General features: G+C 50.5%; 25 protein-coding genes. 24 read left to right on the top strand and 1 reads right to left on the bottom strand.

Annotated elements, in window-relative coordinates; all coding sequences use genetic code 11:
- The first annotated feature begins 14 nt into the window (after positions 1 to 14).
- The 12 genes from sucD to JW814_07940 all read left to right on the top strand — a co-directional run bounded on the left by sucD (position 15) and on the right by JW814_07940 (position 8882).
- Positions 15 to 893 carry a succinate--CoA ligase subunit alpha gene (sucD, locus tag JW814_07995; GenBank protein MBN2071382.1) on the top strand — a complete coding sequence of 293 codons (879 nt, stop codon included), beginning with the start codon at positions 15 to 17 and terminating at the stop codon, positions 891 to 893.
- Between the two features lie 86 nt (positions 894 to 979).
- Positions 980 to 1384, top strand: coding sequence for a nucleoside-diphosphate kinase (gene ndk, locus JW814_07990; protein MBN2071381.1), 405 nt, complete (start codon positions 980 to 982; stop codon positions 1382 to 1384).
- 33 nt (positions 1385 to 1417) lie between these two features.
- On the top strand, positions 1418 to 1960 hold the full coding sequence (locus tag JW814_07985) for a DUF177 domain-containing protein (protein ID MBN2071380.1): 543 nt from the start codon (positions 1418 to 1420) through the stop codon (positions 1958 to 1960).
- Between the two features lie 2 nt (positions 1961 to 1962).
- Positions 1963 to 2154: a 50S ribosomal protein L32 gene (gene rpmF / locus JW814_07980; protein ID MBN2071379.1), complete on the top strand. Its 192-nt coding sequence runs from the start codon at positions 1963 to 1965 to the stop codon at positions 2152 to 2154.
- Between the two features lie 88 nt (positions 2155 to 2242).
- A complete protein-coding gene (gene plsX, locus JW814_07975; GenBank protein ID MBN2071378.1) occupies positions 2243 to 3244 on the top strand; it encodes a phosphate acyltransferase PlsX in 1002 nt (333 codons plus the stop codon).
- 17 nt (positions 3245 to 3261) lie between these two features.
- Complete coding sequence (locus JW814_07970; GenBank protein MBN2071377.1) at positions 3262 to 4239, top strand: ketoacyl-ACP synthase III; 978 nt, start codon at positions 3262 to 3264, stop codon at positions 4237 to 4239.
- A gap of 63 nt (positions 4240 to 4302) precedes the next feature.
- On the top strand, positions 4303 to 5238 hold the full coding sequence (gene fabD / locus JW814_07965) for an ACP S-malonyltransferase (protein MBN2071376.1): 936 nt from the start codon (positions 4303 to 4305) through the stop codon (positions 5236 to 5238).
- A gap of 59 nt (positions 5239 to 5297) precedes the next feature.
- Positions 5298 to 6041 carry a 3-oxoacyl-[acyl-carrier-protein] reductase gene (gene fabG, locus JW814_07960; protein MBN2071375.1) on the top strand — a complete coding sequence of 248 codons (744 nt, stop codon included), beginning with the start codon at positions 5298 to 5300 and terminating at the stop codon, positions 6039 to 6041.
- Positions 6042 to 6076: 35 nt separating this feature from the next.
- The gene (gene acpP / locus JW814_07955; GenBank protein ID MBN2071374.1) at positions 6077 to 6316 is read left to right on the top strand and encodes an acyl carrier protein; all 240 of its coding nucleotides are present in this window, start codon (positions 6077 to 6079) and stop codon (positions 6314 to 6316) included.
- Positions 6317 to 6370: 54 nt separating this feature from the next.
- Complete coding sequence (gene fabF / locus JW814_07950; protein ID MBN2071373.1) at positions 6371 to 7612, top strand: beta-ketoacyl-ACP synthase II; 1242 nt, start codon at positions 6371 to 6373, stop codon at positions 7610 to 7612.
- A gap of 17 nt (positions 7613 to 7629) precedes the next feature.
- Positions 7630 to 8385 carry a ribonuclease III gene (gene rnc / locus JW814_07945; GenBank protein MBN2071372.1) on the top strand — a complete coding sequence of 252 codons (756 nt, stop codon included), beginning with the start codon at positions 7630 to 7632 and terminating at the stop codon, positions 8383 to 8385.
- Between the two features lie 8 nt (positions 8386 to 8393).
- Positions 8394 to 8882 carry a hypothetical protein gene (locus JW814_07940; protein MBN2071371.1) on the top strand — a complete coding sequence of 163 codons (489 nt, stop codon included), beginning with the start codon at positions 8394 to 8396 and terminating at the stop codon, positions 8880 to 8882.
- Here JW814_07940 and JW814_07935 read toward each other — a convergent pair whose 3' ends face one another.
- Positions 8883 to 10220 (bottom strand): hypothetical protein, encoded by a 1338-nt coding sequence (locus JW814_07935; protein ID MBN2071370.1) that lies wholly within the window; start codon positions 10218 to 10220, stop codon positions 8883 to 8885.
- Positions 10221 to 10441: 221 nt separating this feature from the next.
- On the opposite strand from JW814_07935, the gene JW814_07930 reads away from it, so the two are divergent.
- The 12 genes from JW814_07930 to thiE all read left to right on the top strand — a co-directional run bounded on the left by JW814_07930 (position 10442) and on the right by thiE (position 22062).
- On the top strand, positions 10442 to 12157 hold the full coding sequence (locus JW814_07930; GenBank protein ID MBN2071369.1) for a tetratricopeptide repeat protein: 1716 nt from the start codon (positions 10442 to 10444) through the stop codon (positions 12155 to 12157).
- A complete protein-coding gene (locus JW814_07925) occupies positions 12158 to 12880 on the top strand; it encodes a hypothetical protein (GenBank protein ID MBN2071368.1) in 723 nt (240 codons plus the stop codon).
- Between the two features lie 62 nt (positions 12881 to 12942).
- Positions 12943 to 13617: a sigma-70 family RNA polymerase sigma factor gene (locus JW814_07920; GenBank protein MBN2071367.1), complete on the top strand. Its 675-nt coding sequence runs from the start codon at positions 12943 to 12945 to the stop codon at positions 13615 to 13617.
- The gene (locus JW814_07915) at positions 13617 to 14279 is read left to right on the top strand and encodes a zf-HC2 domain-containing protein (protein ID MBN2071366.1); all 663 of its coding nucleotides are present in this window, start codon (positions 13617 to 13619) and stop codon (positions 14277 to 14279) included. The genes JW814_07920 and JW814_07915 overlap by 1 nt, the downstream gene beginning before the upstream one ends.
- A gap of 125 nt (positions 14280 to 14404) precedes the next feature.
- Positions 14405 to 15415, top strand: a complete 1011-nt coding sequence (locus JW814_07910; GenBank protein MBN2071365.1) for a DUF4837 family protein — start codon at positions 14405 to 14407, stop codon at positions 15413 to 15415.
- Between the two features lie 101 nt (positions 15416 to 15516).
- A complete protein-coding gene (locus tag JW814_07905; GenBank protein ID MBN2071364.1) occupies positions 15517 to 16521 on the top strand; it encodes a tetratricopeptide repeat protein in 1005 nt (334 codons plus the stop codon).
- Between the two features lie 25 nt (positions 16522 to 16546).
- Complete coding sequence (gene efp / locus JW814_07900; GenBank protein ID MBN2071363.1) at positions 16547 to 17104, top strand: elongation factor P; 558 nt, start codon at positions 16547 to 16549, stop codon at positions 17102 to 17104.
- Between the two features lies 1 nt (position 17105).
- Positions 17106 to 17639 carry an acetyl-CoA carboxylase biotin carboxyl carrier protein gene (gene accB, locus JW814_07895; GenBank protein MBN2071362.1) on the top strand — a complete coding sequence of 178 codons (534 nt, stop codon included), beginning with the start codon at positions 17106 to 17108 and terminating at the stop codon, positions 17637 to 17639.
- A 130-nt stretch (positions 17640 to 17769) separates the two neighbouring features.
- The gene (locus JW814_07890; GenBank protein MBN2071361.1) at positions 17770 to 18909 is read left to right on the top strand and encodes a type IV pilus twitching motility protein PilT; all 1140 of its coding nucleotides are present in this window, start codon (positions 17770 to 17772) and stop codon (positions 18907 to 18909) included.
- Between the two features lie 6 nt (positions 18910 to 18915).
- Positions 18916 to 20256, top strand: coding sequence for an acetyl-CoA carboxylase biotin carboxylase subunit (accC, locus tag JW814_07885; protein ID MBN2071360.1), 1341 nt, complete (start codon positions 18916 to 18918; stop codon positions 20254 to 20256).
- A gap of 25 nt (positions 20257 to 20281) precedes the next feature.
- Positions 20282 to 20995 carry a 2-phosphosulfolactate phosphatase gene (locus JW814_07880; GenBank protein MBN2071359.1) on the top strand — a complete coding sequence of 238 codons (714 nt, stop codon included), beginning with the start codon at positions 20282 to 20284 and terminating at the stop codon, positions 20993 to 20995.
- A 14-nt stretch (positions 20996 to 21009) separates the two neighbouring features.
- Positions 21010 to 22062, top strand: coding sequence for a thiamine phosphate synthase (thiE, locus tag JW814_07875; GenBank protein MBN2071358.1), 1053 nt, complete (start codon positions 21010 to 21012; stop codon positions 22060 to 22062).
- The last annotated feature ends 45 nt before the right edge of the window (positions 22063 to 22107 follow it).

Genomic DNA, 22107 nt, shown 5'->3' with positions numbered 1-22107 from the left:
AAAGGGAGCTGGTCTTGAGTATTCTTATCGATAAAAATACCAGGTTGATTGTCCAGGGGATCACTGGACGAGATGGCGGGTTCCATGCCAGCCAGATGGTGGCTTACGGGACGAATGTCGTTGGAGGAGTCACGCCTGGCAAGGGCGGAATGAAGACAGAGGATGGAGTCCCGGTCTTCAACAGTATGGAAGAAGCAGTCAGAGAGACCGGGGCGAACACAAGCGTGATCTACGTACCGGCCCCGTTTGCCGCCGATGCGATATTTGAGGCGTCGGATGCCGGAATATCGCTGGTCGTCTGTATATCCGAAGGTCTGCCGGTAAGGGATATGCTGAAAGTCCTTCCATATACGCGCGAAAGAGGTACGAGGGTGATCGGCCCCAACAGTCCGGGTGTGATATCGCCGGGGAAGTCCAAGGTCGGGATCATGCCGGGCAATATTCACAAAGAAGGTAATGTGGGGGTTGTATCACGAAGTGGTACCTTGACTTATGAGATCGTATATCATCTTTCAAAAAACGGTTTTGGCCAGTCGACATGTCTCGGTATCGGAGGAGATCCTGTAATCGGTACCAACCTGCTCGACGCGATGGATCTTTTTGCTGAAGATGACGAGACCGAAGTGGTCGTGCTCATAGGCGAGATCGGCGGAAATGACGAGGAAAAAGCCGCAATGATGATCAAGGACGGATATCCGAAAAAGGTTGCCGCGTTCATTGCCGGAAGGACCGCGCCCCCCGGAAAACGGATGGGACACGCCGGAGCTATAGTGACAGGCGGGACTGGGACAGCAGCGGAAAAGGTGGCGGCTTTCGCTGAGGCCGGCGTTGATGTGGCGGAGACTCCTGCGATGATAGCCGGTATCGTAGCGGGATTGATCGGGCAGAACTGAAACTGGCGAAAGCGGGTGGATATTTCCAATGGGGCAGGTAATACTGTCGATCTGCCTGTCAGGGTTTTTCAATGATGGAGGCATTCGTGGAAAAGACTTACCTGATGATCAAACCGGAGATGGTAAAGGCCAGAAAACAGGGAGAGATTATCGATTTTATTCTAAAGAACGGTCTCAATATACTGCGGATGAAGCAATTCAGCTTCGAAGTCGACAGGGCTGAGGATTTTTACGGGATCCATGCCGAAAAACCTTTCTTTAAGGATCTGATAGAATATATTACATCTGGTGACGTTATCGGACTCGAACTGGAAAAGGAAAATGCCGTCAAGATGGTTCGCGAGCTTGTCGGCGCGACCGATCCTGCCGACGCGCGGCCAGGTACGATCCGATATATATATGGCGCGAGTCTCCAGACAAATGCCGTACATGCTTCAGATTCACCGGAATCAGCAGAAAAAGAGCTTGCTATCGTGTTTTCTGAAGATTAATATAAACGCTTTATGGAGAAGGATTTTCATAAAATGGAACTGGACCTGGGTCATGTTGAGGACCGGGAGTCCTTTTCCTTCAGCGAAGGGTTCGAACTGCCCTCTTTCGACGGCGGTGAGAATGACTGCAGGGCGGTTGTCGAAGCGAGGGTTACGAAGACAGGCATTCGTTACCTGCTCGAAGCGAAGGTCGATTGCGTTTTATCGACAGAATGCAGCCGCTGCGGGATACCCTTCGATCACTTTGTGAGTACTGAATTCGAGATAGTCTTTCAACGCGGAGAGAGATCAGTACTGCCCGGGATAGAGGATGAAGATGATTTTGTTTTTCTTTCACTGGGCGATACCTTCTCCTATGATATCTTTCCGCGGGTAAGGGAAGCGATCCTGCTGGAGCTTCCTATTAAATATCTCTGCAGGGAAGAGTGCGCCGGGATATGCGCCTCCTGCGGAACCGATCTTAATACTGGAAGATGCGAATGCAGTAAGGAAGAAGTCGACCCCAGATGGGCCGCACTTGATCGGATCAAGGTAGAAATTGACGATAATCAAGATCCCCTGAAGCGGGAGGAGTGATAATGGCAGTACCAAAAAGAAGGACTTCGAAAGCGAAAAAGCACAGCCGCAGGACTCACTGGAAGGCAGAATCTCCTGCCCTGGCGACATGTTCGCATTGTCATCAGCCGAAGCAACCCCATGTAGTCTGTCCGAATTGCGGGTATTATGGCGGACGCGAAGTTATCAAGCCCTCTGAAAAAGACGAGAGTTGATCCTCCCGGACTTTTTCTTTAACGACCTGGATTCCCTGTCGACAGCGGCTGTGCCACGCCTGTTGCCGGCATTTATTCCGGAGTGATGATGAAAATAGCTTTGGATGCAATGGGCGGCGACAACGCGCCGGAGGAAATCATCAAGGGAGCAATCGAAGCCGTCAAAGAGGCTTCAGGCAGATTTGATGTCATCCTGGTCGGTGACCAGTCTCTGATAGAAGAATTCTTTGCCGAACAGGGAGGGCTGGTCGATCATGTTGAGATAGTCCACGCCCCCGAAGTTATAGGGATGTCGGAATCCCCCGCTACGGCGCTGAGGAGGAAGAGGAGTTCCTCGATCGCCGTCGCTACCGGCCTGGTCCGTGACGGTCTCGCCGAAGCGGTTCTGAGCGCTGGAAATACAGGTGCCGCGGTGGCATCCTCTCTTTTTTCGTACGGCAGGATTCCCGGGGTCTCAAGACCGGCGATCGCCATACACTTTCCCACCAAGACAGGCGGAACGATATTTCTCGACGGAGGAGCCAATTCCGACTGCATCCCGAAACATCTGGAGCAGTTCGCCCTGATGGGATCGATCTACGCTGAAATAGTACTGAAAAGGAATAATCCCAGGGTAGGGCTTCTCAGTATCGGGGAGGAATCCTCAAAAGGTAACGAACTTGCCCGGGAGACGCACAAGCTTCTCGAAAAAAGCAGCGTAAATTTTGTCGGAAATGTCGAGGGTCATGATATTTTTCTCGATACTGTCGACGTCGTCGTCACCGATGGATTTACGGGGAATGTCGTTCTGAAGTTCACCGAATCTATAATAGACTACATGAACAGCCTGATCAAGGAAGGGGTCGCCGAGCACAGGATCGCCAAACTCGGGGCTTTTCTCATGAAGCCCGCTTTTGCCAGGGTAAAGAGGACCCTGGATTATTCAGAATATGGAGGGATGCCGCTCCTCGGAGTCGAAGGGATCACGCTTATCGGTCATGGAGGCTCCAACGCCAAGGCTGTCAAAAACGCTCTTTTCGCGGCAGAGGCTTTCTACGTAAGCGGTATGAACAAGAAGCTCAGGGACAGAATGGAGGCAGACGGTCAGTGATTTCCACAAGCGAAAAAATGAGCGCGAAGATCACAGGTATAGGATATTACATACCTGATCGAATCCTGACGAACGCCGAGCTTGAAACGATGGTCGATACGACGGATGAGTGGATCGTCACTCGAAGCGGCATAAGGGAAAGAAGGATAGCTACTCCCGAGCAGGCGGCGAGCGATCTTTCGCTCGAGGCGGCGAAGGCTGCCCTGAAAGACGCCGGTGTAGATGCTGAAGACCTCGATCTGATCATCGTAGCTACAGTGACTGCCGATATGGCCCTTCCCGCGACGGGATGCATCATCCAGGACAAGCTTGGAGCAAAGCGAGCAGCCGCGTTCGACATCAGCGCGGCATGTTCAGGCTTTATCTACGCAGTAACAGTCGCCCAGTCTATGATCGGCATGGGACACGTGAAGAAAGCCCTTGTCGTCGGCGTAGAGGTGCTGTCAAAGATAATAGACTGGGAAGACCGAAAGACTTGCGTCCTGTTCGGCGATGGAGCGGGAGCAGTGGTACTTGAGAGCTGTCCGCAGGGAGAGGGGATACTCGGTACATTCATGCAGAGTGACGGATCACTCGGAGAACTGCTCTTTCTCCCCGGAGGAGGGTCAAGGAATCCGATCACGGCCGAAAATCTCGATGAGCGCCTGCAGTACGTGAAGATGAAAGGGGACGGGCTCTTTAAATACGCAGTCAGATCCATGGTTGACGCGGCACAAAGGACTCTTGTGGAAGCAGGCCTGACGACTGACGATGTGTCGTTTCTCATTCCGCACCAGGCCAATATCAGGATAATCGAAGGTGTCAGAAAAAGACTCAAACTCGACAGGGAACAGGTCGTAGTAAATATTGACAGGATCGGGAACACCTCGTCGGCAAGCATTCCGATCGCGCTTGGCGAGATAAATGAAAGCGGAGTCCTTAAAAAAGATGATCTGGTAATAATGGTAGCTTTCGGCGGAGGACTGACATGGGGTGCGGTCCTTTTCAAGAGATAGGGATCATATAGGCTTCTTCTGTTCAGGGGCCGGTGCCGGGTCTGATGACAAGGAGATCAATTGATGAAAGCCGCAATGCTTTTTCCAGGACAGGGATCGCAGTACGTGGGTATGGGGAAGGATCTGGCAGAAACATTTCCCGTCGCCCGGGAGATGTTCAGTGAAGCGGACGATGTCCTCGGCTTTTCCCTTTCGAGACTCTGTTTCGATGGAGATCCGGATGAACTTACCGAAACGAGGAACGCGCAGCCGGCGATCCTCCTTCACAGTATAATCGCGCTGAGGATCCTGCGGGAGGAAGCCGGGGTCGAACCGGCGATGACGGCTGGCCACAGTCTTGGAGAATATTCCGCGCTCGTCGCTTCAGGGGTGCTCGACGGAATGGACGCACTGAGGATCGTGCGCAGGAGAGGCGAACTTATGTTCAATGCTGGCCTCGAACGTCCGGGAACGATGGCTGCCGTCATCGGACTGGAAGAGGAAGAAGTGGCCGCCGCCTGCAGGGAAGCTTCGACCGGGGGCCAGACCGTCGTCATAGCGAATATCAATTCCCCCGGTCAGATCGTAATCTCTGGAAATATCGAAGCGGTGGAAACAGCGATGAAGATCGCTGACGCCTCGGGAGCAAAAAAAGTAGTAAGGCTTAACGTCAGTGGAGCGTTTCATTCCCCCCTGGTGGCGCCGGCCCAGGATGACCTGGTGGCATATATAAAGAGTTTCACGATCGAAGACGCTGATACGGGAGTAATATGCAACGCCGACGCGAGGCTGATAAGATCAAGGGAAGAAATAATCGACGCCCTTTCAAGGCAGCTTACAAGCCCGGTTCTATGGGCTGAATCTATGAGGTTGCTGCTTGGCGAATGGGACGGCCCGGTCATTGAAGCCGGTCCGGGAAAGGTCCTGGCCGGGTTGATGAAGAGAATAGACAGGAGCAGGCAGGTCGAACCGGCAGGCTCGGTCGAAGATCTGCAGAAGTTTCTTGAAAGAGAAGTGTAATTTAAATAAAGTTCTGCTTTACGTGAAAGAGAGTTTTTGATATACAGGACTGCGTTATGATTGACCTGAAAGAAAAGACAGCTTTAGTCACCGGCGCCGGACAGGGTATAGGGCGCGACATCGCTCTTGCACTGGGGAGAAACGGGGCAGACGTGGCGGTCATCGACATGAATATCGATACTGCCAGGGAGACTGTCGACCTGCTTGAAGAAGCAGGTGGCAGAGGCATGGCCCTGAAGTGCAATGTCGCCGACTACGCCGGAGTCCAGGAATGCGTGAAGGAAACCCTCGCGTGGAGGGACCAGATACATTTCCTGATCAACAATGCCGGTATAACGAGAGATAACCTGCTTCTGAGGATGAGTGAGGATGAGTGGAAAAGCGTCATCGACGTAAATCTCACCGGGACATTCAACATGACGAAGGTCGTATCGAAGCATATGTTCAAAAAGCGCTTCGGTCGAATAGTCAGCATAGCATCGGTGATCGGGCAGATGGGTAACGCCGGCCAGAGCAATTACGCGGCCAGCAAGGCAGGTATAATCGGGTTCTCGAAATCGGTCGCGAGAGAGTTTGCGCCAAGGAACGTGACGGTAAACGCGATCGCTCCCGGTTTCATCGAGACGGCGATGACTTCCGTGCTTCCCAAGGAAGTAAAGGAAGGAATGCGCCGCATGATCCCTCTCGGAAAATTCGGGACAGGGGATGATGTCGCAAGCATCGTTCTCTTCCTGGTTTCTGAGCTGGGAAGTTACGTCACGGGACAGGTGATAAACTGTGACGGTGGGATGATAATGTCTTAAAATAAAAGACAGAGCTTACAGGAGGTCGAAGAACGATGGCATCAGTAGAAGAAAGAGTCAAGAAAGTAGTAGAAGATCAGCTTTCAGTTAACCAGGACCAGATCATTCCCGAGGCATCTTTTATCGATGACCTTGGAGCGGATTCGCTCGACACGGTTGAACTGGTCATGGCTCTCGAGGAAGAATTCGGCGTCGAGATCCCTGACGATGAAGCGGAAAAGATCACGAAGGTCGGAGCCGCTATCGAGTATATCAAGGCGCATATAACAGAATAACTCCCTTAACTGATGCGCGCATTTTAACGAAAACGGACCTGCGAGGGGGAAAACGTGTTCGATAATGGCAGAAGAGTCGTGGTCACTGGACTGGGAGCGGTGACTCCATGCGGGAATACTGTCGATGAAAGCTGGTTGAACATCAAGGCGGGGAATTCAGGCATAGGCCTGATACAGGCTTTTGATACGACCGGATATTCCAGCAGGATCGGCGGAGAGGTCAGGAACTTCGATCCACTCGATTATATCGACAAAAAAGACGCTAGGAGGATGGATCGTTTCGTTCATCTCGCGATGGCCGCTTCGGTTGAAGCTATGCGCAGTTTCGAAGGCTGCGATATTGACGGGGAGAATATCGCGACGATAATCGGTTCAGGTATCGGGGGCATAATCACGTTCGAGACTCAGCATCATAATCTTATCGAAAAAGGCCCCGGGAAGATAAGTCCCTTTTATATCCCGATGATGATCTCCGACATGGCTTCAGGCCTTGTCTCGATCAGGTATGGATTGAAAGGACCGAATTACTGCACCGTATCGGCATGCGCATCAGGCGGTAACGCTATAGCGACGGCATTTATGCTTATCAAGCAGGGTTATTCGGAAGCTGCTCTCACAGGCGGTGCTGAAGGGACGATCTCTCCGATGGCTCTGGGAGGATTCTGTTCAATGAAAGCCCTCTCGACGCGCAACGATGACCCATCCGCAGCCAGCAGACCCTTCGACGTCGACAGGGACGGTTTTGTCATGTCAGAGGGGGCTGGCCTGGTTCTTCTTGAGGAACTCTCTCACGCGAGAGCAAGGGGAGCGGAGATCCTGGCGGAATTATCAGGAGTGGGGATGTCTGGCGACGCTTATCATATGACATCCCCCGTCCCGGGAGGAGCGGGGGCGGTCAAGGCCATGAAGATGGCCCTGCTGGACGCGGGGCTTGAACCGGACGATATCGATTATATAAACGCTCACGGTACTTCCACTTTGTATAATGACAGAGCTGAATCAGAAGCTATAACAGGTCTTTTCGGAACCAGGGATTCCCTGCGCGTGAGTTCGACAAAATCCTCTACAGGGCATCTGCTTGGTGCCGCCGCGGGGATTGAATTCATTGTCAGCGTCAAAGCTCTGTTGGAACAGACGATTCCTCCGACGGCGAATCTCGACAATATAGATCCGGAATGTCCGCTTAATCATGTCCCGCGAAATGCTGTGGAAAAAGAATTGAAATACGTCATCAGCAATTCGTTCGGATTTGGAGGACATAACGTAAGTCTTCTGCTTTCAAAATTCGAAGGCTAGAGGGGAACGATCTGTCTATGCAAAGGTTGTTCGGTTGGATCAGGAGGCTCTTCAGCCCCGATCCGGTGGAAGTGCCTGTAAATCTTTCGTCGCTGGAAGAAAAGATAGATTACAGGTTCGAAAAAAGGGAATTTCTTATAGAAGCTCTCACTCACCGTTCGACACTTGGAGAATTAAAGCCAGGCGAGGAAGGGATTACATACGAAAGACTCGAGTTTCTGGGGGACTCGGTCCTTGCCCTTATAACTACCGAATTCCTGATGAGGAATTTCCCCGACGAGAATGAAGGACAGCTGACACAGAAGAAATCCCTGCTGGTAAGCAAGAATGTACTCTCCAAAAAGGCAGATCTGATAGGATTGAAAGATCACGTTATTCTAAGCGACAATGCTTTCAGGGGAGGCGTTCATGGCCAGGATTCGATACAGACTGCCGTTTTCGAAGCGGTCATTGGTGCCGTCTATATGGATGGCGGACTGGAACCTTCGAGAAAAATAGTCGAAAATCTCGTGCTCGACGATATTGACGAGATAATTGAACATACCGATCATATAAACTACAAGAGCCATCTCCAGGAATGGACCCAGAAAAAATTCAAGGGTTATCCAAAGTACAGGATCAAATCGACTACCGGTCCGGAACACGACAAGTTGTTTCTGATCGAAGTCAAAGCGGCTGAAGGAATAACAGGCCGCGGACGAGGCAAAAGCAAGAAAGACGCCGAGCAGATGGCTGCCAAGGAAGCCCTTAACAAGTTGAGAAAGATCCATTGAGGTGAATAATGGGCGATCCCGGCAAAGCAAAGAGATTTCCCTTCACCTTCGGATGCGATCCGGAGGTGATATGTGAGGAATGCCAGCTTCCCTGCAATCTCGACGAAATGCCGGTCGACTGTCACAGGCGGCATTTTCTTTTAGGGTTGCTTAACTGCAGTTATTTCGTCTACGGATACTGTTTTCTCGTCGACGTGCCGGGATGCGTGTTTGATAACGGAGGGAAACACGACGCGTACTGGTTAAATCTTCTGAATGATTATTTTCACAACAGGGACGGAAAAGAAGAAGACGAGGCTTTCCTCAAGAATCGCAAGGATGTGTTCGATTTGATACAAAATGAGATAGACAGGCAGGGAGTCTACCTTTGCCGCTACATTGAACAGTATTACACCCAGATCCTGGAAAGCGGGGGCGGACTCTCAGAAGAGATGCTGTCAAGACTTGACGATGCCTATCTGTCGCTTCTCAGGGGGATCAGCAGAAAAACCGACTGATCAGAAAGAATACCCCGCCGTGACGACCAGTTCCAAGATGTCGCGGTTTTCTTTCAAGTATCTTGTCTCTCTCTCAAAGCTTCCGATCGCGAGAGCGAAGTCGATCGCCAGCATATCCTCGATGATACCACCGATGCCGAAAGTGAAAAACCGCCTCTGTACGTTCACATCAATAAAATCGTACTCTGTGACGAGTCCCCATTCATCTACCGTATCGGTGACATAGGTCAATTCATCCATCGCCTTCAGCTTAAGAGGCATATAAGAATACCCCGCCCTGACAGTCAGGGGCATCGACGGGAAAACAAACTCTCCGCCGATACTGAAATCAAGGGCTTCACCGAGGAGCTGCCTGCCTGGTCCTTCATCGCCTGTAAGCCTTAACCCGTTGTATTTCGTCTGTGAATAATCGCAGTATGACAGATCGGCAGCGAGCAGGAGCGGGCCCGAGAGGAACGAGACGCCTCCAGCGAATCTCATCGGAAGGGTCAGATCATCTTCACTGTACAGAGATTCCGAATCGGTCTCCCATGTCGAGCCGTCAGGATTCGTGCCGTCGTAATAGTCGGTCCCGTTGCCGACATAGCTGAGGGCGACGGGAGAGGAGAAGGTTACGCCGGCGCGCATATACTGGTTAAGCCACATCATCAGTCCAAAATCGACGCTGATACCGTCCAGTTCGGAACCGGAGTCGTTTATATAGTTATAACTCGAGTCGCTTCCGCTCTGGTTGAACCTGATCGTCTCGGTATACGTTACGGATTCATCCCAGAGGACAAGGGTAGCTCCGGCCGAGATATTCTCCATCAATTCAATACCTATTCCGAATCTGTACTGGAATATCGAACCTGACTGGAGGAAAACATTCTCAAGCATCCCATCGAGATCGGGCCTGAGCCCCTTCCTGATATATTCCGCGTCGGAATTACCGACCCTGAATATTCCGAAACCGAGGACGATATTATTTCCATACGAACCGACAGGCGTAGCCATCGCTATATGTCCGAACGACGTGTAGGAATTCGACGTCGCCGTATTCCACGTTTCGTATTCGTTGTCGATATCGAGGTTGAAATGCTGTACTCCGAAGATGATCTCATTCTTTTCTATCTGCGTAAGCCCGGCGGGATTATACAGAAGCGCGAATGCGTCATCGCTTACCGCGGTGTAAGCGGTCCCGAGAGCCATCGGTCTTGCTCCAGTCCTGTAAGTATCCAGCAGGGAAAGTCTTTCAAGTGTAAGCAGTCCTATGACCTGTGAGTGCGCGGCGGCTGGTATTATCACTGATATCAGAAGGATCACCCCGAAAATACGATCTTTGAAATATTTATTATTCATGATCCGCCCCTTTCCTGTTGAGAAACGCCAAGTGGATTATATGGCACGGCTGATGCAAAGTCAATCTAACTATGCCGGCCGTTGCGCCACTCCATTGCCATTAAAGGCTAAAGATGGATGTGGCGCCGTGACGATAAAAATTCAATGACGTCGACAGGAGCATTTGCCTGCGAATCGATGTTAACGTATAATAGAAGAGGAAGCCGGGAAGGAAACTGGAAATGAAAAAGCTGTTTTTTATTATTTTGACATTCGCATTGCTTCAGCAGGCGCCGTTGTCAGGCGGAGAGATAGACGGCCAGGGAATGCTTTATTATATGAAGGGGTCGTTTTTTGAAGCTCGAAACGATCTTATGCACGCCTATACTTACTACATCTACGCGGACAGGTACCAGAAAGACAACGAGGTCATACTTTTCGCCCTGGCCAGGGTGACATTCGATATGGAAAAATACGACGAGACGCGCAGGTACGCCCAGCGGATGATAGAACTTGGAAAGAAGGATGGTGAAGCGAAACTGATACTCGCTGAAGTCGAATTCAGGGAGGGGAACCGGGAAAAGGCGGTCACCATCTTTGAAGAGATAAAGGATTCTCCCGGAGTCCCTCAACTGGAAGTAAGGAAATTTCTCGCAAGGGTCTATATTGAGATGAAAGACGAAGAGAAAGCAAGACAGGTCCTCGAGGAGGCCCGCGCGATCGACCCGTCGGATCTATTCACAAATTACAGGCTGGGATTTATATATGCCGAGGAGAACGAGATCGACAAGGCGATCGAAGCCTTCCGCGGAGCGATCGGATCGAATCCGGGACTGGCCAGCGCTCATCTCGCTCTCGGTTCGATGCTTCTTCACAAGGGAGAAAGGGAAGAGGCGAAAAGATCTTTCAATAGAGCGATCGAACTTGAACCGGGCAACAGGAACGCGATCAGGGACCTCGCCGATCTTTACTACGAGGATGACCAGATCGAGGAAGGCATATCTCTTCTCGAACCGCTTTATCTCGAAAAGGATCTCGACCAGGCAGGCAAGATCAGTCTGGGGAGGTTCTATTACCGGAGCGAAAAATACGACATGGCACTTGCCATATTTACGAATATACTCGAATCATCGGGAGAGAATCCTTCGATCCTGAGGATCATATCAGAGATAGAGCTTGAAAAAGGAAATTTCAGATCAGGTTGCTCGTACATAAAAAGGCTGATCAGGCTCGAACCGGAAAACTTCACGAATTATATCGGTCTGCTTCTCGTAGCGTTCGATTTTGCCGGAGAACCTTCGAGCCCTGACGAAGCATCCGATCTTTCACTGGAAGACGGAAAAAGATATCTCGTAGAGGCTGAAAGGCTTCATGACGCGGATTCCGCGGGGGATAACTATCTCTTAGGTACGATATACAGGAAACTTGAGGATTACGACAGGGCCGGCGGATATCTTCTCAGGTCGGAACAGATCAGGCCTGATGATCACAGGACGTTGATGGAACTGGCCGTTCTTTTTCAACAGTATAAAAAATATGACGAAGCGATAAAGAGGATCAGTCACCTTCACGAGATAAGCCCCGGTGATCCTTCCATTCTGAATTTTTACGGGTATCTTCTCGCGGAAAAGGGAGACCGGCTCGATTTCGCTGAAGAACTTCTCTCTCAGGCCCTGAATTCGGAACCGCGAAACGGATATTTTCTCGACAGCATGGGATGGATCAAATACAGGCAGGGTGATTATCAGAACGCGCTGAAGATTTTGATGGAAGCGATCGAGATAGTAGGTGATGACCCTGTCATCTGGGAGCATCTTGGCGATATTTACTCGAAGCTTGAGATGTTCGACAGGGCCAGGGATGCCTATACAAGATCAATAGATATAGATTCAGAGAAAGAAGAAGTCCTCCAGAAACTCACTGAGATCAACGAAACGCTTCTGCGCGTGGAGAAATAATTGTTCAGGCGGATAACTAATATTTTCGCTTGTCTCCTGTTTTTTGGATCATGCGCGTCTGTGCCTCCCGCGGGTATCCCGGTCGATCCCTCTGTCGGATCTTCCGGCATCATCTCCTCCGCGGCGACCGGAAAAGATCTTGTCATTACGGGAAAGGTCAGATTCGAACTTCCTGAATACAGAGTGAAGGGAAGTTGCATGATCTTCCATGGAGGAAATGGTGATCTGCAGGTCGATTTTCTGCATTCAAGCCTGTTTGGTTCCTACAGGGAAGATGCGACGCTGTATATCGATCGCGATCAGATCACGATCGACGATCGGGAAAGAGATGTGATCTGGCAAAGCCAGGAGACGATGAGATCGCTTCAGAAGCATTTTGGCCTCGATATCTATCCGGCAGATATAATCGCGCTTCTTCTTTTTGAGGAACCCGATATCGTTGAACGGAAGGTTATCATCGAGGAATGGGGAAGAACGATCAAAGGGAAATGGCTTGGCAGGGAATCGGCAGTCAGGATCGAAAGTGGAAAGGGACCCGTCGAGACCGTCCTCTGCGGAAATGGCGGGACTCCTTGTTACATAGCAAGATACAGATACAGGGAATGGCCCGGCGTCGGCTGGTATCCAGACAAAATAGTATTTGAGAGAAAATACGGATCGGAAAGATTCTCTTTGACGATCAACAGCGTCGAGATCGAGTCACAGCCGGTAAAAGGGAATTGATAAAAAACTTGCGGGGGATCGATTAAATCTGGAACAATTCGTCTGTGAAGGGGTATCAGACAATGAAAGATGATGAGACCGGAGATGAAAGTTTGAATCTGCAGCAGCAATATCACGGCGCGCGCGCCGCCAGCGCCACCCTGAGTGACGAGGAACTGATACTTCTTGTTCAGCAGGGTAATAACCAGGCTTTCGATATCCTGGTCGGAAGGTACAAAAACAGGCTTTACGCATATCTCTTCCGGCTACTCGGTAATGAAAGCGAAGCGGAGGAGTATGCCCAGGAAGCTTTTGTAAGGGCGTACATGCACGCGGATAAATACAAGACGATCGCCAAATTCTCGACATGGCTCTATACGATTGCGACAAATCTGGTACGAAACAGGATAAGGAATATAAAAAGACGTCCAAAGACGATCAGTATGTGGTCAGACGAAAGAAGCAGCGATGATGGGCGCTGGCTTGAGATAAGAGATGAGAGTCCCGATCCCGAAGAGACGATGGACAGAAAGAGATTGAACGAATTGATACAGATAGCGATAGATAAGATTCCAGCGAAATACAGGCCCTCGTTTGTTCTCAGGGAGATCAATGGTCTGAGTTATGAAGAGATAGCGGCCTCTACCGGTTTGAAACTCGGAACGGTACGCTCGAGGATCAACCGGGGAAGGATGCATTTCAAGAAAGCAGTGACACCCCTTCTCGGTGATGACAACAGGTTCAAGGAGATTGACTGATGCGATGCAGGACAGCACAGGAGTATTACCTCGCGAGCCGGGACAATATGCTGGACGAAATGGAAAAGATCAAGTTACAGCATCATATCGAGGAATGCCCGGAATGCGCTCAATATTGCAGGGAAATGGACGATTGCCTGTCGATTCTCGATTCAGTTCCTGAGATGGAACTGCCGGAGAGTTTCGATTGGAACGTAAAACGTATGATTGCACTGGAAAAATCCCGTGTAATGAGAGAAAGAGCCGGATCGGTCTTCACCAACCCGGCCTGGGGCCGGAAGTTTGTGACAAGCGCCGCAGCCGTCCTGCTAATCGTGCTCGCGGGGGCATGGCTGGTTATCGGCGACGGATCATCAGATTCATCCGGGACTGATCAGGCCGCCAGGATCAACGAGAAGACTGTTTCTCCCGCTCGCGGCGGAAGGAATATCAATTATACTTCGACAGGTTATCCGGCCGGTATAAGGATGGTATCAGATGATTTCTACGGAAACTCCGGCGGAGATTCCTACAGGAAACAGCAGCCGTTCAGCATGGAATCGGAAAGACGGATCGAATATCTCGCGAAGGAGAACAAGATGCTGAGAGAATATATCGAATATTACAAGACAGAGAACATAAAGCTTAAAAGGATCATCGTGGAGCAGAATAACGATCGATGAGCCGGTAATAAAAGAGATCATAACCTGGACCCGTGGAACAGACGAAAAGGATGGCCATTCAGTTGGCCATCCTTTTTCCTTGAAAGAAGCGGTCATAATATCTATTTTTCAATCAGGAGGTCTCTATGAAACAATCTGTCAGATTTCTGGCTCTCGCCACTTTGATTCTCGTTTCATGCACGGGAAAATCGAATTTCCCGCCTGCCGGATCGTACAGTGATGTCGTGCTTGTCACTGAGACTGGTAAACCGGGAGGGATAAACGATTACATGATCAGGGAACTCCAGCATCCCGTAGATTACTATACCAAGACAGAGATACAGTTCAAACTGAGGATGATCGCGGCCGCGGAAGTGACCAAGGAACCTCCGACAAAGAATATGGTGATATTCGGCGTCGCCAGGCAGGGGATGATTGGTACCGTGCTTGAGAGTTTTATCGGGACAAACGCGATAAGAAAAGTGGTGGAGGGCAAACATCATATTTTCAAGAAGATGGATTATCCCGTCACCGGCCAGCTTACGGTGATTGTGACAGCTTCTTCCCCTGAAATGCTTAAGAAGGTCGTCACGGAGAACGGATCGACGATCCGCGACATAATAGAAGAAGCCAACAGGGAGAGGTTAAGGGAGTATCTCCTAAGGAAAGAAGATACCGAAGGAATGGCCAGGCTGAGAGCAGAGTACGGTTTTCACATAGATATTCCGTATATATATGAGATAAACCAGGACCGCGGGGATATACCTGGAATAGAGATAATAAGGACCCAACCGCACCGTGGATTGACAATATCCTGGCTTTCATGGAACAAGGCGACCCTTTCAGTTGCCGATTCGACGGCGCTGTTCGATATACGTGCCAACATAGCGTGGAAGATGTACGACCAGGATATTATGAGGAAAGACCTGGTATTTTACAGAACAGACAAGCTTGGTCAATACGACGTGATCCGTATGGACGGATACTGGGAGAACAGCAAAGACCTCTTCGGTGGCCCGTTCACCGCGTACTTCATACATGACCGGGGCAGATCAAGGGTGTGGATGATAGATTGCCTCGTATACGCTCCCGGATTCAGCAAGCATATTCTTCTGAGGGAATTGAGAGCGGTCGCGGAGACATTCAGGATAAATTGAGATCGACGACTCAGAATGAAAGTATAGCCAAACAACTTGACATGGTGTATCTGGCTTTGGTAGCTTGACATCTATGGAAATAACGGGTAAGGAAGGTCTCAATGTCTGATAATCTAAGCGATGAAATCAAACAGCTGGCCGAGCGGTACAGGAACGCTCCTGAATCGAGGATATTCGCTCCCCTTGCCGACGCTTACCGCAAAAGCGGACTCATTGACAAATCGATAGAGATATGCGAGGACGGACTAAAGAGGTTTCCCGATTACGCAAGCGCTCATGTGATACTGGGTAAGTGTTTCTATGACAAGGGAGCCACGGAACGTTCACGGGGAGAGTTCAAGAGAGTCCTCGAGATCGACTCTGAGAACATGGTTGCCCTGAAATTCCTTGGCGACATTCTTCTCGGCGAGGATAAGAAGGTGGAAGCAGCGGGATATTACAGGACGCTGCTAGCTATCGATCCGACAAATGAGGAGATCCTGAAGAGCCTGAAAGATATCGAGAAGGATTTCGAAGCGAAAGAGATAGACCTTGAAGATGAAAGCAGGGTCAAAAAGACCGAACAGCCTCGGGAACTCGCGACTATGACACTCGCGGGGATATACGCGTCACAGGGATACTATGCCAAGGCGCTTAGCATGTACGAAGATATCTGTTCGAGAGACGACAGCAACAGGGAAGCCGCGTCGATGGTGGAAAGACTGAAAGCAATGATAGACCATTCGGAAGAAGAACGGTCCGAGGCGTTCGGCGAAGAGGTCCTGACGATATCGATCGATGACGTAAGCAGAGAGCTGGTGGAAAACACCGCGGGGCATGGCGGATATTCTGGGACCGGCGAAGAGGATGATCAGCCCGGGACCGGCGATGCGGCCGATAGAGAAGATGAAAATGAAGAAGGTGACGATTCCGGGCTGGAGGAGATAGCGGCTCAGCTTGAAGGTGGCGAAGGTGCTTCCCACGATCAGGAAGAAGACTCGGATGACGTGGCTTTAGAACGTGAAAGTGATGAAAAAGATCTCGATGACCAGGGACCGGGTGAAGGAAAGGATCATTTTCACGACTGGATAAAAAAGATGCAGGAAAAACACGGAAAGAATGACTAGCCCTGGGATCTGAAAGGAAATCGATTTGGCTGATACCAGTAACTTCAGGAACGGCCTTATAATGAGGATTGACAACCAGCTGTACGCGATTGTCGAATTTCAACACGTAAAACCGGGAAAAGGCGGAGCCTTTGTAAGGACCAAACTGAAAAAGATACCTGAAGGAGCGGTCGTCGACAAGACCTTCAGGGCGGGGGAAAAGATCGAGGAAGTAAGGGTGGACAGGAACACTTATCAGTTCCTTTACAACTCCGATGAGCTTTATTACATGATGGATACGGAAACTTACGAACAGATTCCCCTTGCCGCCGAACTTGTCAAAGATATAACTCCATACCTTAAAGAGAATATGGAAGTATCTGTCCTTATGGACGGAACGATACCATTGTCGGTCGAATTGCCAACATTCGTCGAACTTGCCGTCGCGGAGACTGAACCGGGGCTCAGGGGGGATACAGCCCAGGGAGGATCGAAACCTGCCAGGCTGGAGACGGGAGCCACGGTAAGTGTTCCGTTATTCATCGAGATCGGTGATATATTGAAAATCGATACCAGGACTGGTCGTTATATCGAGCGGGTATAGAATGATATTCGACAGGATATCAAAACTTATAGATATCATGAACTCGGAGGGTCTCGACGAGATCGAGGTCAGGAAGTTCTTCACTTCGATCAGACTGGTGAAGAACCGCGCCTCCCTGACCGGCGGTGAGGAAGAGGGCATCATCGAGCCGGCGAGGATCGAATTCAAGCCGCAACCAATCCCCGATGAAGCGGGGGAGAACAGAACAGAGGATCTTCCCGCTGAACCTCAAGTGGAAAAAGCTGCTGAAAATATTGATATTCCGTCAGGACCCTCCGATGAGAAGGGTGATGGCTTCGAACAGATCGTATCACCGATGGTAGGCACCTTTTACCAGGCATCCGGACCGGAGAAAGAGCCATTCGTGGAGATCGGTTCGGTCGTTGAGGCTGGGCAGGTCGTCTGTATAATCGAAGCCATGAAACTGATGAATGAGATCGAATCGGACAGGAACGGGATTGTCCGCAAGATCCTCGTGAAGGATTCCCAGCCCGTCGAGTTCGGGCAACCTCTTTTTCTTATCGAACCGGCGTGATCCTTGCAATTGATCTTCATTACAGTATTTGATCCGGCACAAGGGCAGATATCCGGCTTCTGTCGAATAATCCTGTATTGTATCGATTTGTCTGTTGCAGGATAACAATTTACGCGAGGGGCACCGACTGATGAAAATTAAGAATATCCTTGAAGCGATGATCGCAAAAAACGGTTCCGATCTGCATATTAAGGCTGGATTGCCTCCTGTCGTAAGGATCGACGGGAAGCTTACCCACCTGGATTTCGACCGGCCGGGACCAAAAGATATGGAAGCTATTGCCGAGCAGATACTAACCCCCGCGCAGAGAGACAAGTTTAAAAAAACCAGAGAGGTCGATTTTGCTTTCGGAGTAGCCGGGCTGGCGAGGTTCAGAGCGAATTTCTACGTTCAGAGAGGTTCGATCGCGATGGTCTTCAGGCATGTCCCTGTCGAGATCAAGTCTCTCGATGATCTCAAGCTCCCTCTGATCCTCAAGGAACTGGCTTTGAAACAGAGAGGGCTGATATTTGTGACCGGCACGGTCGGAAGCGGTAAATCGACGACGCTCGCAGCGATGATCCGGGAAATAAACGAGAATACCAATAAAAATGTCATAACGATCGAGGACCCGATCGAGTTTCTTCACCATGATATCAAGAGTATCATTAATCAGCGTGAGATCGGCACGGACACAACATCTTTTCATGAAGCGCTCAGGCATATCCTCCGCCAGGATCCGGACGTGATCCTCGTCGGCGAGATAAGGGATGCCCTGACGATGGAAATCGCCCTGATGGCAGCCGATACAGGCCATCTTGTGTTTTCCACCCTTCATACGATTGACGCCACGCAGACTATCAACAGGGTGATCTCCTTTTTCCCTCCTCACCAGCACCAGGAGATCAGATATATGCTTTCCTCGACCCTTCAGGCTGTAATAGCCCAGAGGCTTGTCCCGTTGAAAGACGGTCCGGGACGTGCTCCGGCTGTGGAAGTAATGGTTGTAACTTCCGCTATAAGGGAGTATATTATTGACCCTGACAAGGCGTCCCTGATACAGCAGGCTATTCGGGAAGGGGTCTCCTCCCACGGGATGCAGAGTTTCGACCAGTCGCTGATGAGGCTTCTTACCGGAGGATATATCAGCATGGAAGAAGCGATGAAGAACAGCACCAATCCGCATGAGTTCAGCCTGCGTCTGAAGGGCATACAGGCCAGCAGTGACACATCCTGGGACGGCTTCGAAGGAGCCGAAGCAGGAGGCAAAGCTACTGGCGGCGACTTCTAGAAGTCTATGTATAAAAAGATTCTTATCGCGGCACGCGGCGAGATTGCGATGCGGGTGATACGCGCCTGCAGAGAACTCGGCGTAAGAGCTGTAGCAGTCCATTCAGAAGCTGATGCGGATTCTCTCCACGTAAAACTCGCCGATGAAGATGTCTGTATCGGCGGGCCGAAACCTGTCGACAGCTATCTCAATATCCCAAGGATAATCGCCGCGGCCGAGATCACTCATGCCGACGCAATCCATCCAGCGTACGGTTTTCTGTCGGAGAACCCTCATTTTGCCGAAGTCTGCATGTCGTGCAATATAGATTGGATAGGTCCCTCTCCCGAGATAATGCAGGAGATGGGAGACAAGGCCACAGCGAGAAAATTGATGGCCGAAGCGGGGCTTCCCGTGATCGAGGGAAGCGATGGAATCGTCGAAAATGAAGATGCGGCGATATCTATCGCTGAGAAAATAGGGTTTCCGGTAATGATCAAGGCGGTGGCTGGTGGTGGAGGAAGAGGTATCCGCATAGCCAGGGACCGCGGCGAGCTGGTCGAACTTTTCCATTCAGCCGGAAAGGAAGCGGAAGCAGCCTTTGGAGACGGCGGACTGTATATAGAAAAATTCCTCGAGAACCCCAGGCATATAGAAGTCCAGATTTTTGGTGACGGAAAGGGAAAAGCTGTCGATCTTGGCGAACGTGAGTGCAGTATTCAGCGCCGTCACCAGAAACTTATCGAGGAATCCCCGTCTCCCGGGATCGACGACGAGATGAGGATGAAAATAAGGAAATACGCGGTCAAGGGAGCGCGGTACATCAAGTACGGGTCGCTCGGTACCATCGAATTCCTCGTGACAGCGGATAAGAAGATATATTTCCTCGAGATGAATACGAGGGTACAGGTAGAACATCCCGTCACGGAGATGGTCAGCAGTTACGATCTTATCAAGGAACAGATAATCCTCGCGGCTACTGGTTCGAGCGAGATAATGGACAATCCCGTTGAACTTAAAGGGCACTCGATGGAATGCAGGATAAACGCGGAGGATCCCGACAATAATTTCAAGCCTGTTCCCGGCAGGATCACTTTCTATCATCCTCCGGGCGGTCCGGGAGTGAGGGTCGACACGCATCTTTTCGACGGTTATGTAGTGCCGCCATACTACGATTCCCTTCTCGCCAAGGTGATAACCTGGGGCCGTACCAGAAAGGAAGCACGGTACAGGATGATCCGTTCGCTTGAGGAACTGGTCATTGAAGGTGTACCGACGACTATACCGTTTCATCTATGGATCCTGCGGAACAGGGATTTTATAAATGGTGATTTTGATACATCTTTTATAGACAGGATTGGCAAATAGACGAGGAAGGCGGAAAACCGCGCGAATGAAGATAAATCTCTTTCCATACTGGATGCTCGTAGATAATGACAAGATACATGGATCAACAGCCGTCGTTATAGATGTCCTGAGGGCGACATCGACGATCATCGCCGGGATGGTGAACAGAGCAGGTACGATCATACCCGTCGAGAGCATTGAGACGGCATCGAGGCTTGTCGGCCATGCGGACAGGGGTGCCAAGCTTCTTGCCGGTGAATGGAAAGGCCTTCCCATCGACGGTTTTGATCTTTTTAACTCTCCCGGCGAATTCACTCCAGAGAAGATCGAAGGTAAGACTGTCATTCTTTCCACGACTAACGGCACAAGAGCGATCGTAGCCGCCTCGAAAGCGGAGCGTGTCATAATATGTTCGATGAACAATATCGGCGCGGTCAGCAGGACTGTCTCTCCCGAAGATGAACTGAATATAATATGCGCTGGTAATTCGGGAAGGCTTTCGGCCGAAGATCTCCTTTGCGCCGGAATACTTCTGAAAAATATCGGAGCCATGGAACGGGGAGCCCGGCTCTGCGACACATCGAGGATCGCGCTTTTCCTCGCGGAAAAATATGCTGAAAATGCCGAGGAATTTATACGCGGGACTGACAGGGGAAGGCAGCTTGTCGATCTCGGATATGAATCGGATGTTGTACATTGTTCAACGCTTGACAGTTGTCGGATCGTCCCGGAATTCAGACAGGGACAGATCGTACTTTAATCCTGCCTCAGTCGATGGATAACAGGAAAAAGACGATATTCAGAATAATCGACGCCAATGCAAACAGATGCTGCGAGGGATTGAGGGTCATCGAGGAGATAGTGCGTTTCGATGATGAAGATATCTCTTTCATGGCCGGGATAAAAGAACTCCGGCATTCAATAAGAAGGCTTGCCGAATCTATTTCAAACAGGCTTGTTGATTTTAGAAAAAGCGATGATGATGTCGGCGCTCTTTTTTCGACTGTGTCAGAAAAATCAAGAGGGTCTTTTTCCTCAGTCGCTCGCGCCAATTTTCTCAGGGTTGAGGAGGGGCTGCGGGTGATCGAGGAATTCGGAAAACTTGTCGCCCCGGAGATATCACAACAGGTAAAGGATCTGCGATTCAGGGTCTATTCAGCAGAAAGGACTTTTTTCGGCAGTGAAATTGAGTTGCCGGTCATGCCTTCATCTCCTTTTTTGTACGCTTTTATCGACAGGGCCGTAATCGGCGCGCCAGAAGTGGAAAAGACAGCTGATGACCTGGTCGCCGGAGGCGCCGGAATGATCCAGTACAGAGCGAAGGGTATCTCGCGCGACGAAATGCGGATAGATATTATCAGAATAATTTCCGCCGCTTCGAGAAAGAAGATTCCGGTCATTATCAACGATGAGATCGATCTTGCCGCCGAGACCGGCGCGGCCGGCGTACATCTCGGGCAGGATGACGCGGGTCCCGCAGAAGCGAGGGAAGTGCTCGGTCCGCGAAGCATAGTGGGGCTTAGCATCCGCACCATGAAAGAACTTCGCCACGCCCCCGGGGAGATCCTTGATTATGTGGCGGTCAGCGGTGTCTTCCCCACCGGTACCAAGAAAGGCGTCAAACCGCTGGGTCTTGGGTTTCTCGCGCGAGTCTGCGAAAAAAGCGCTATCCCGGTCGTAGCCATCGGGGGGATCACAACGGAAAACGCGGGCTCGGTCCTTGAAACAGGGGCTGATGGAATTGCCGTGATATCAGCCATATTAAACGGTGATGCCAGGAAAAACTCCTTTACCTTCTCGCAGATCATTGATAAAAGAAATAGGTAATGGAAGTTTCACCGTGAAGACGGGTCTTCCGCTCCTCTAAAAGGG

This window comes from Candidatus Krumholzibacteriota bacterium (genome assembly GCA_016932415.1).
Classification (GTDB): domain Bacteria; phylum Krumholzibacteriota; class Krumholzibacteriia; order Krumholzibacteriales; family Krumholzibacteriaceae; genus Krumholzibacterium.
This window is presented reverse-complemented; position numbering and strand designations above follow the sequence as displayed.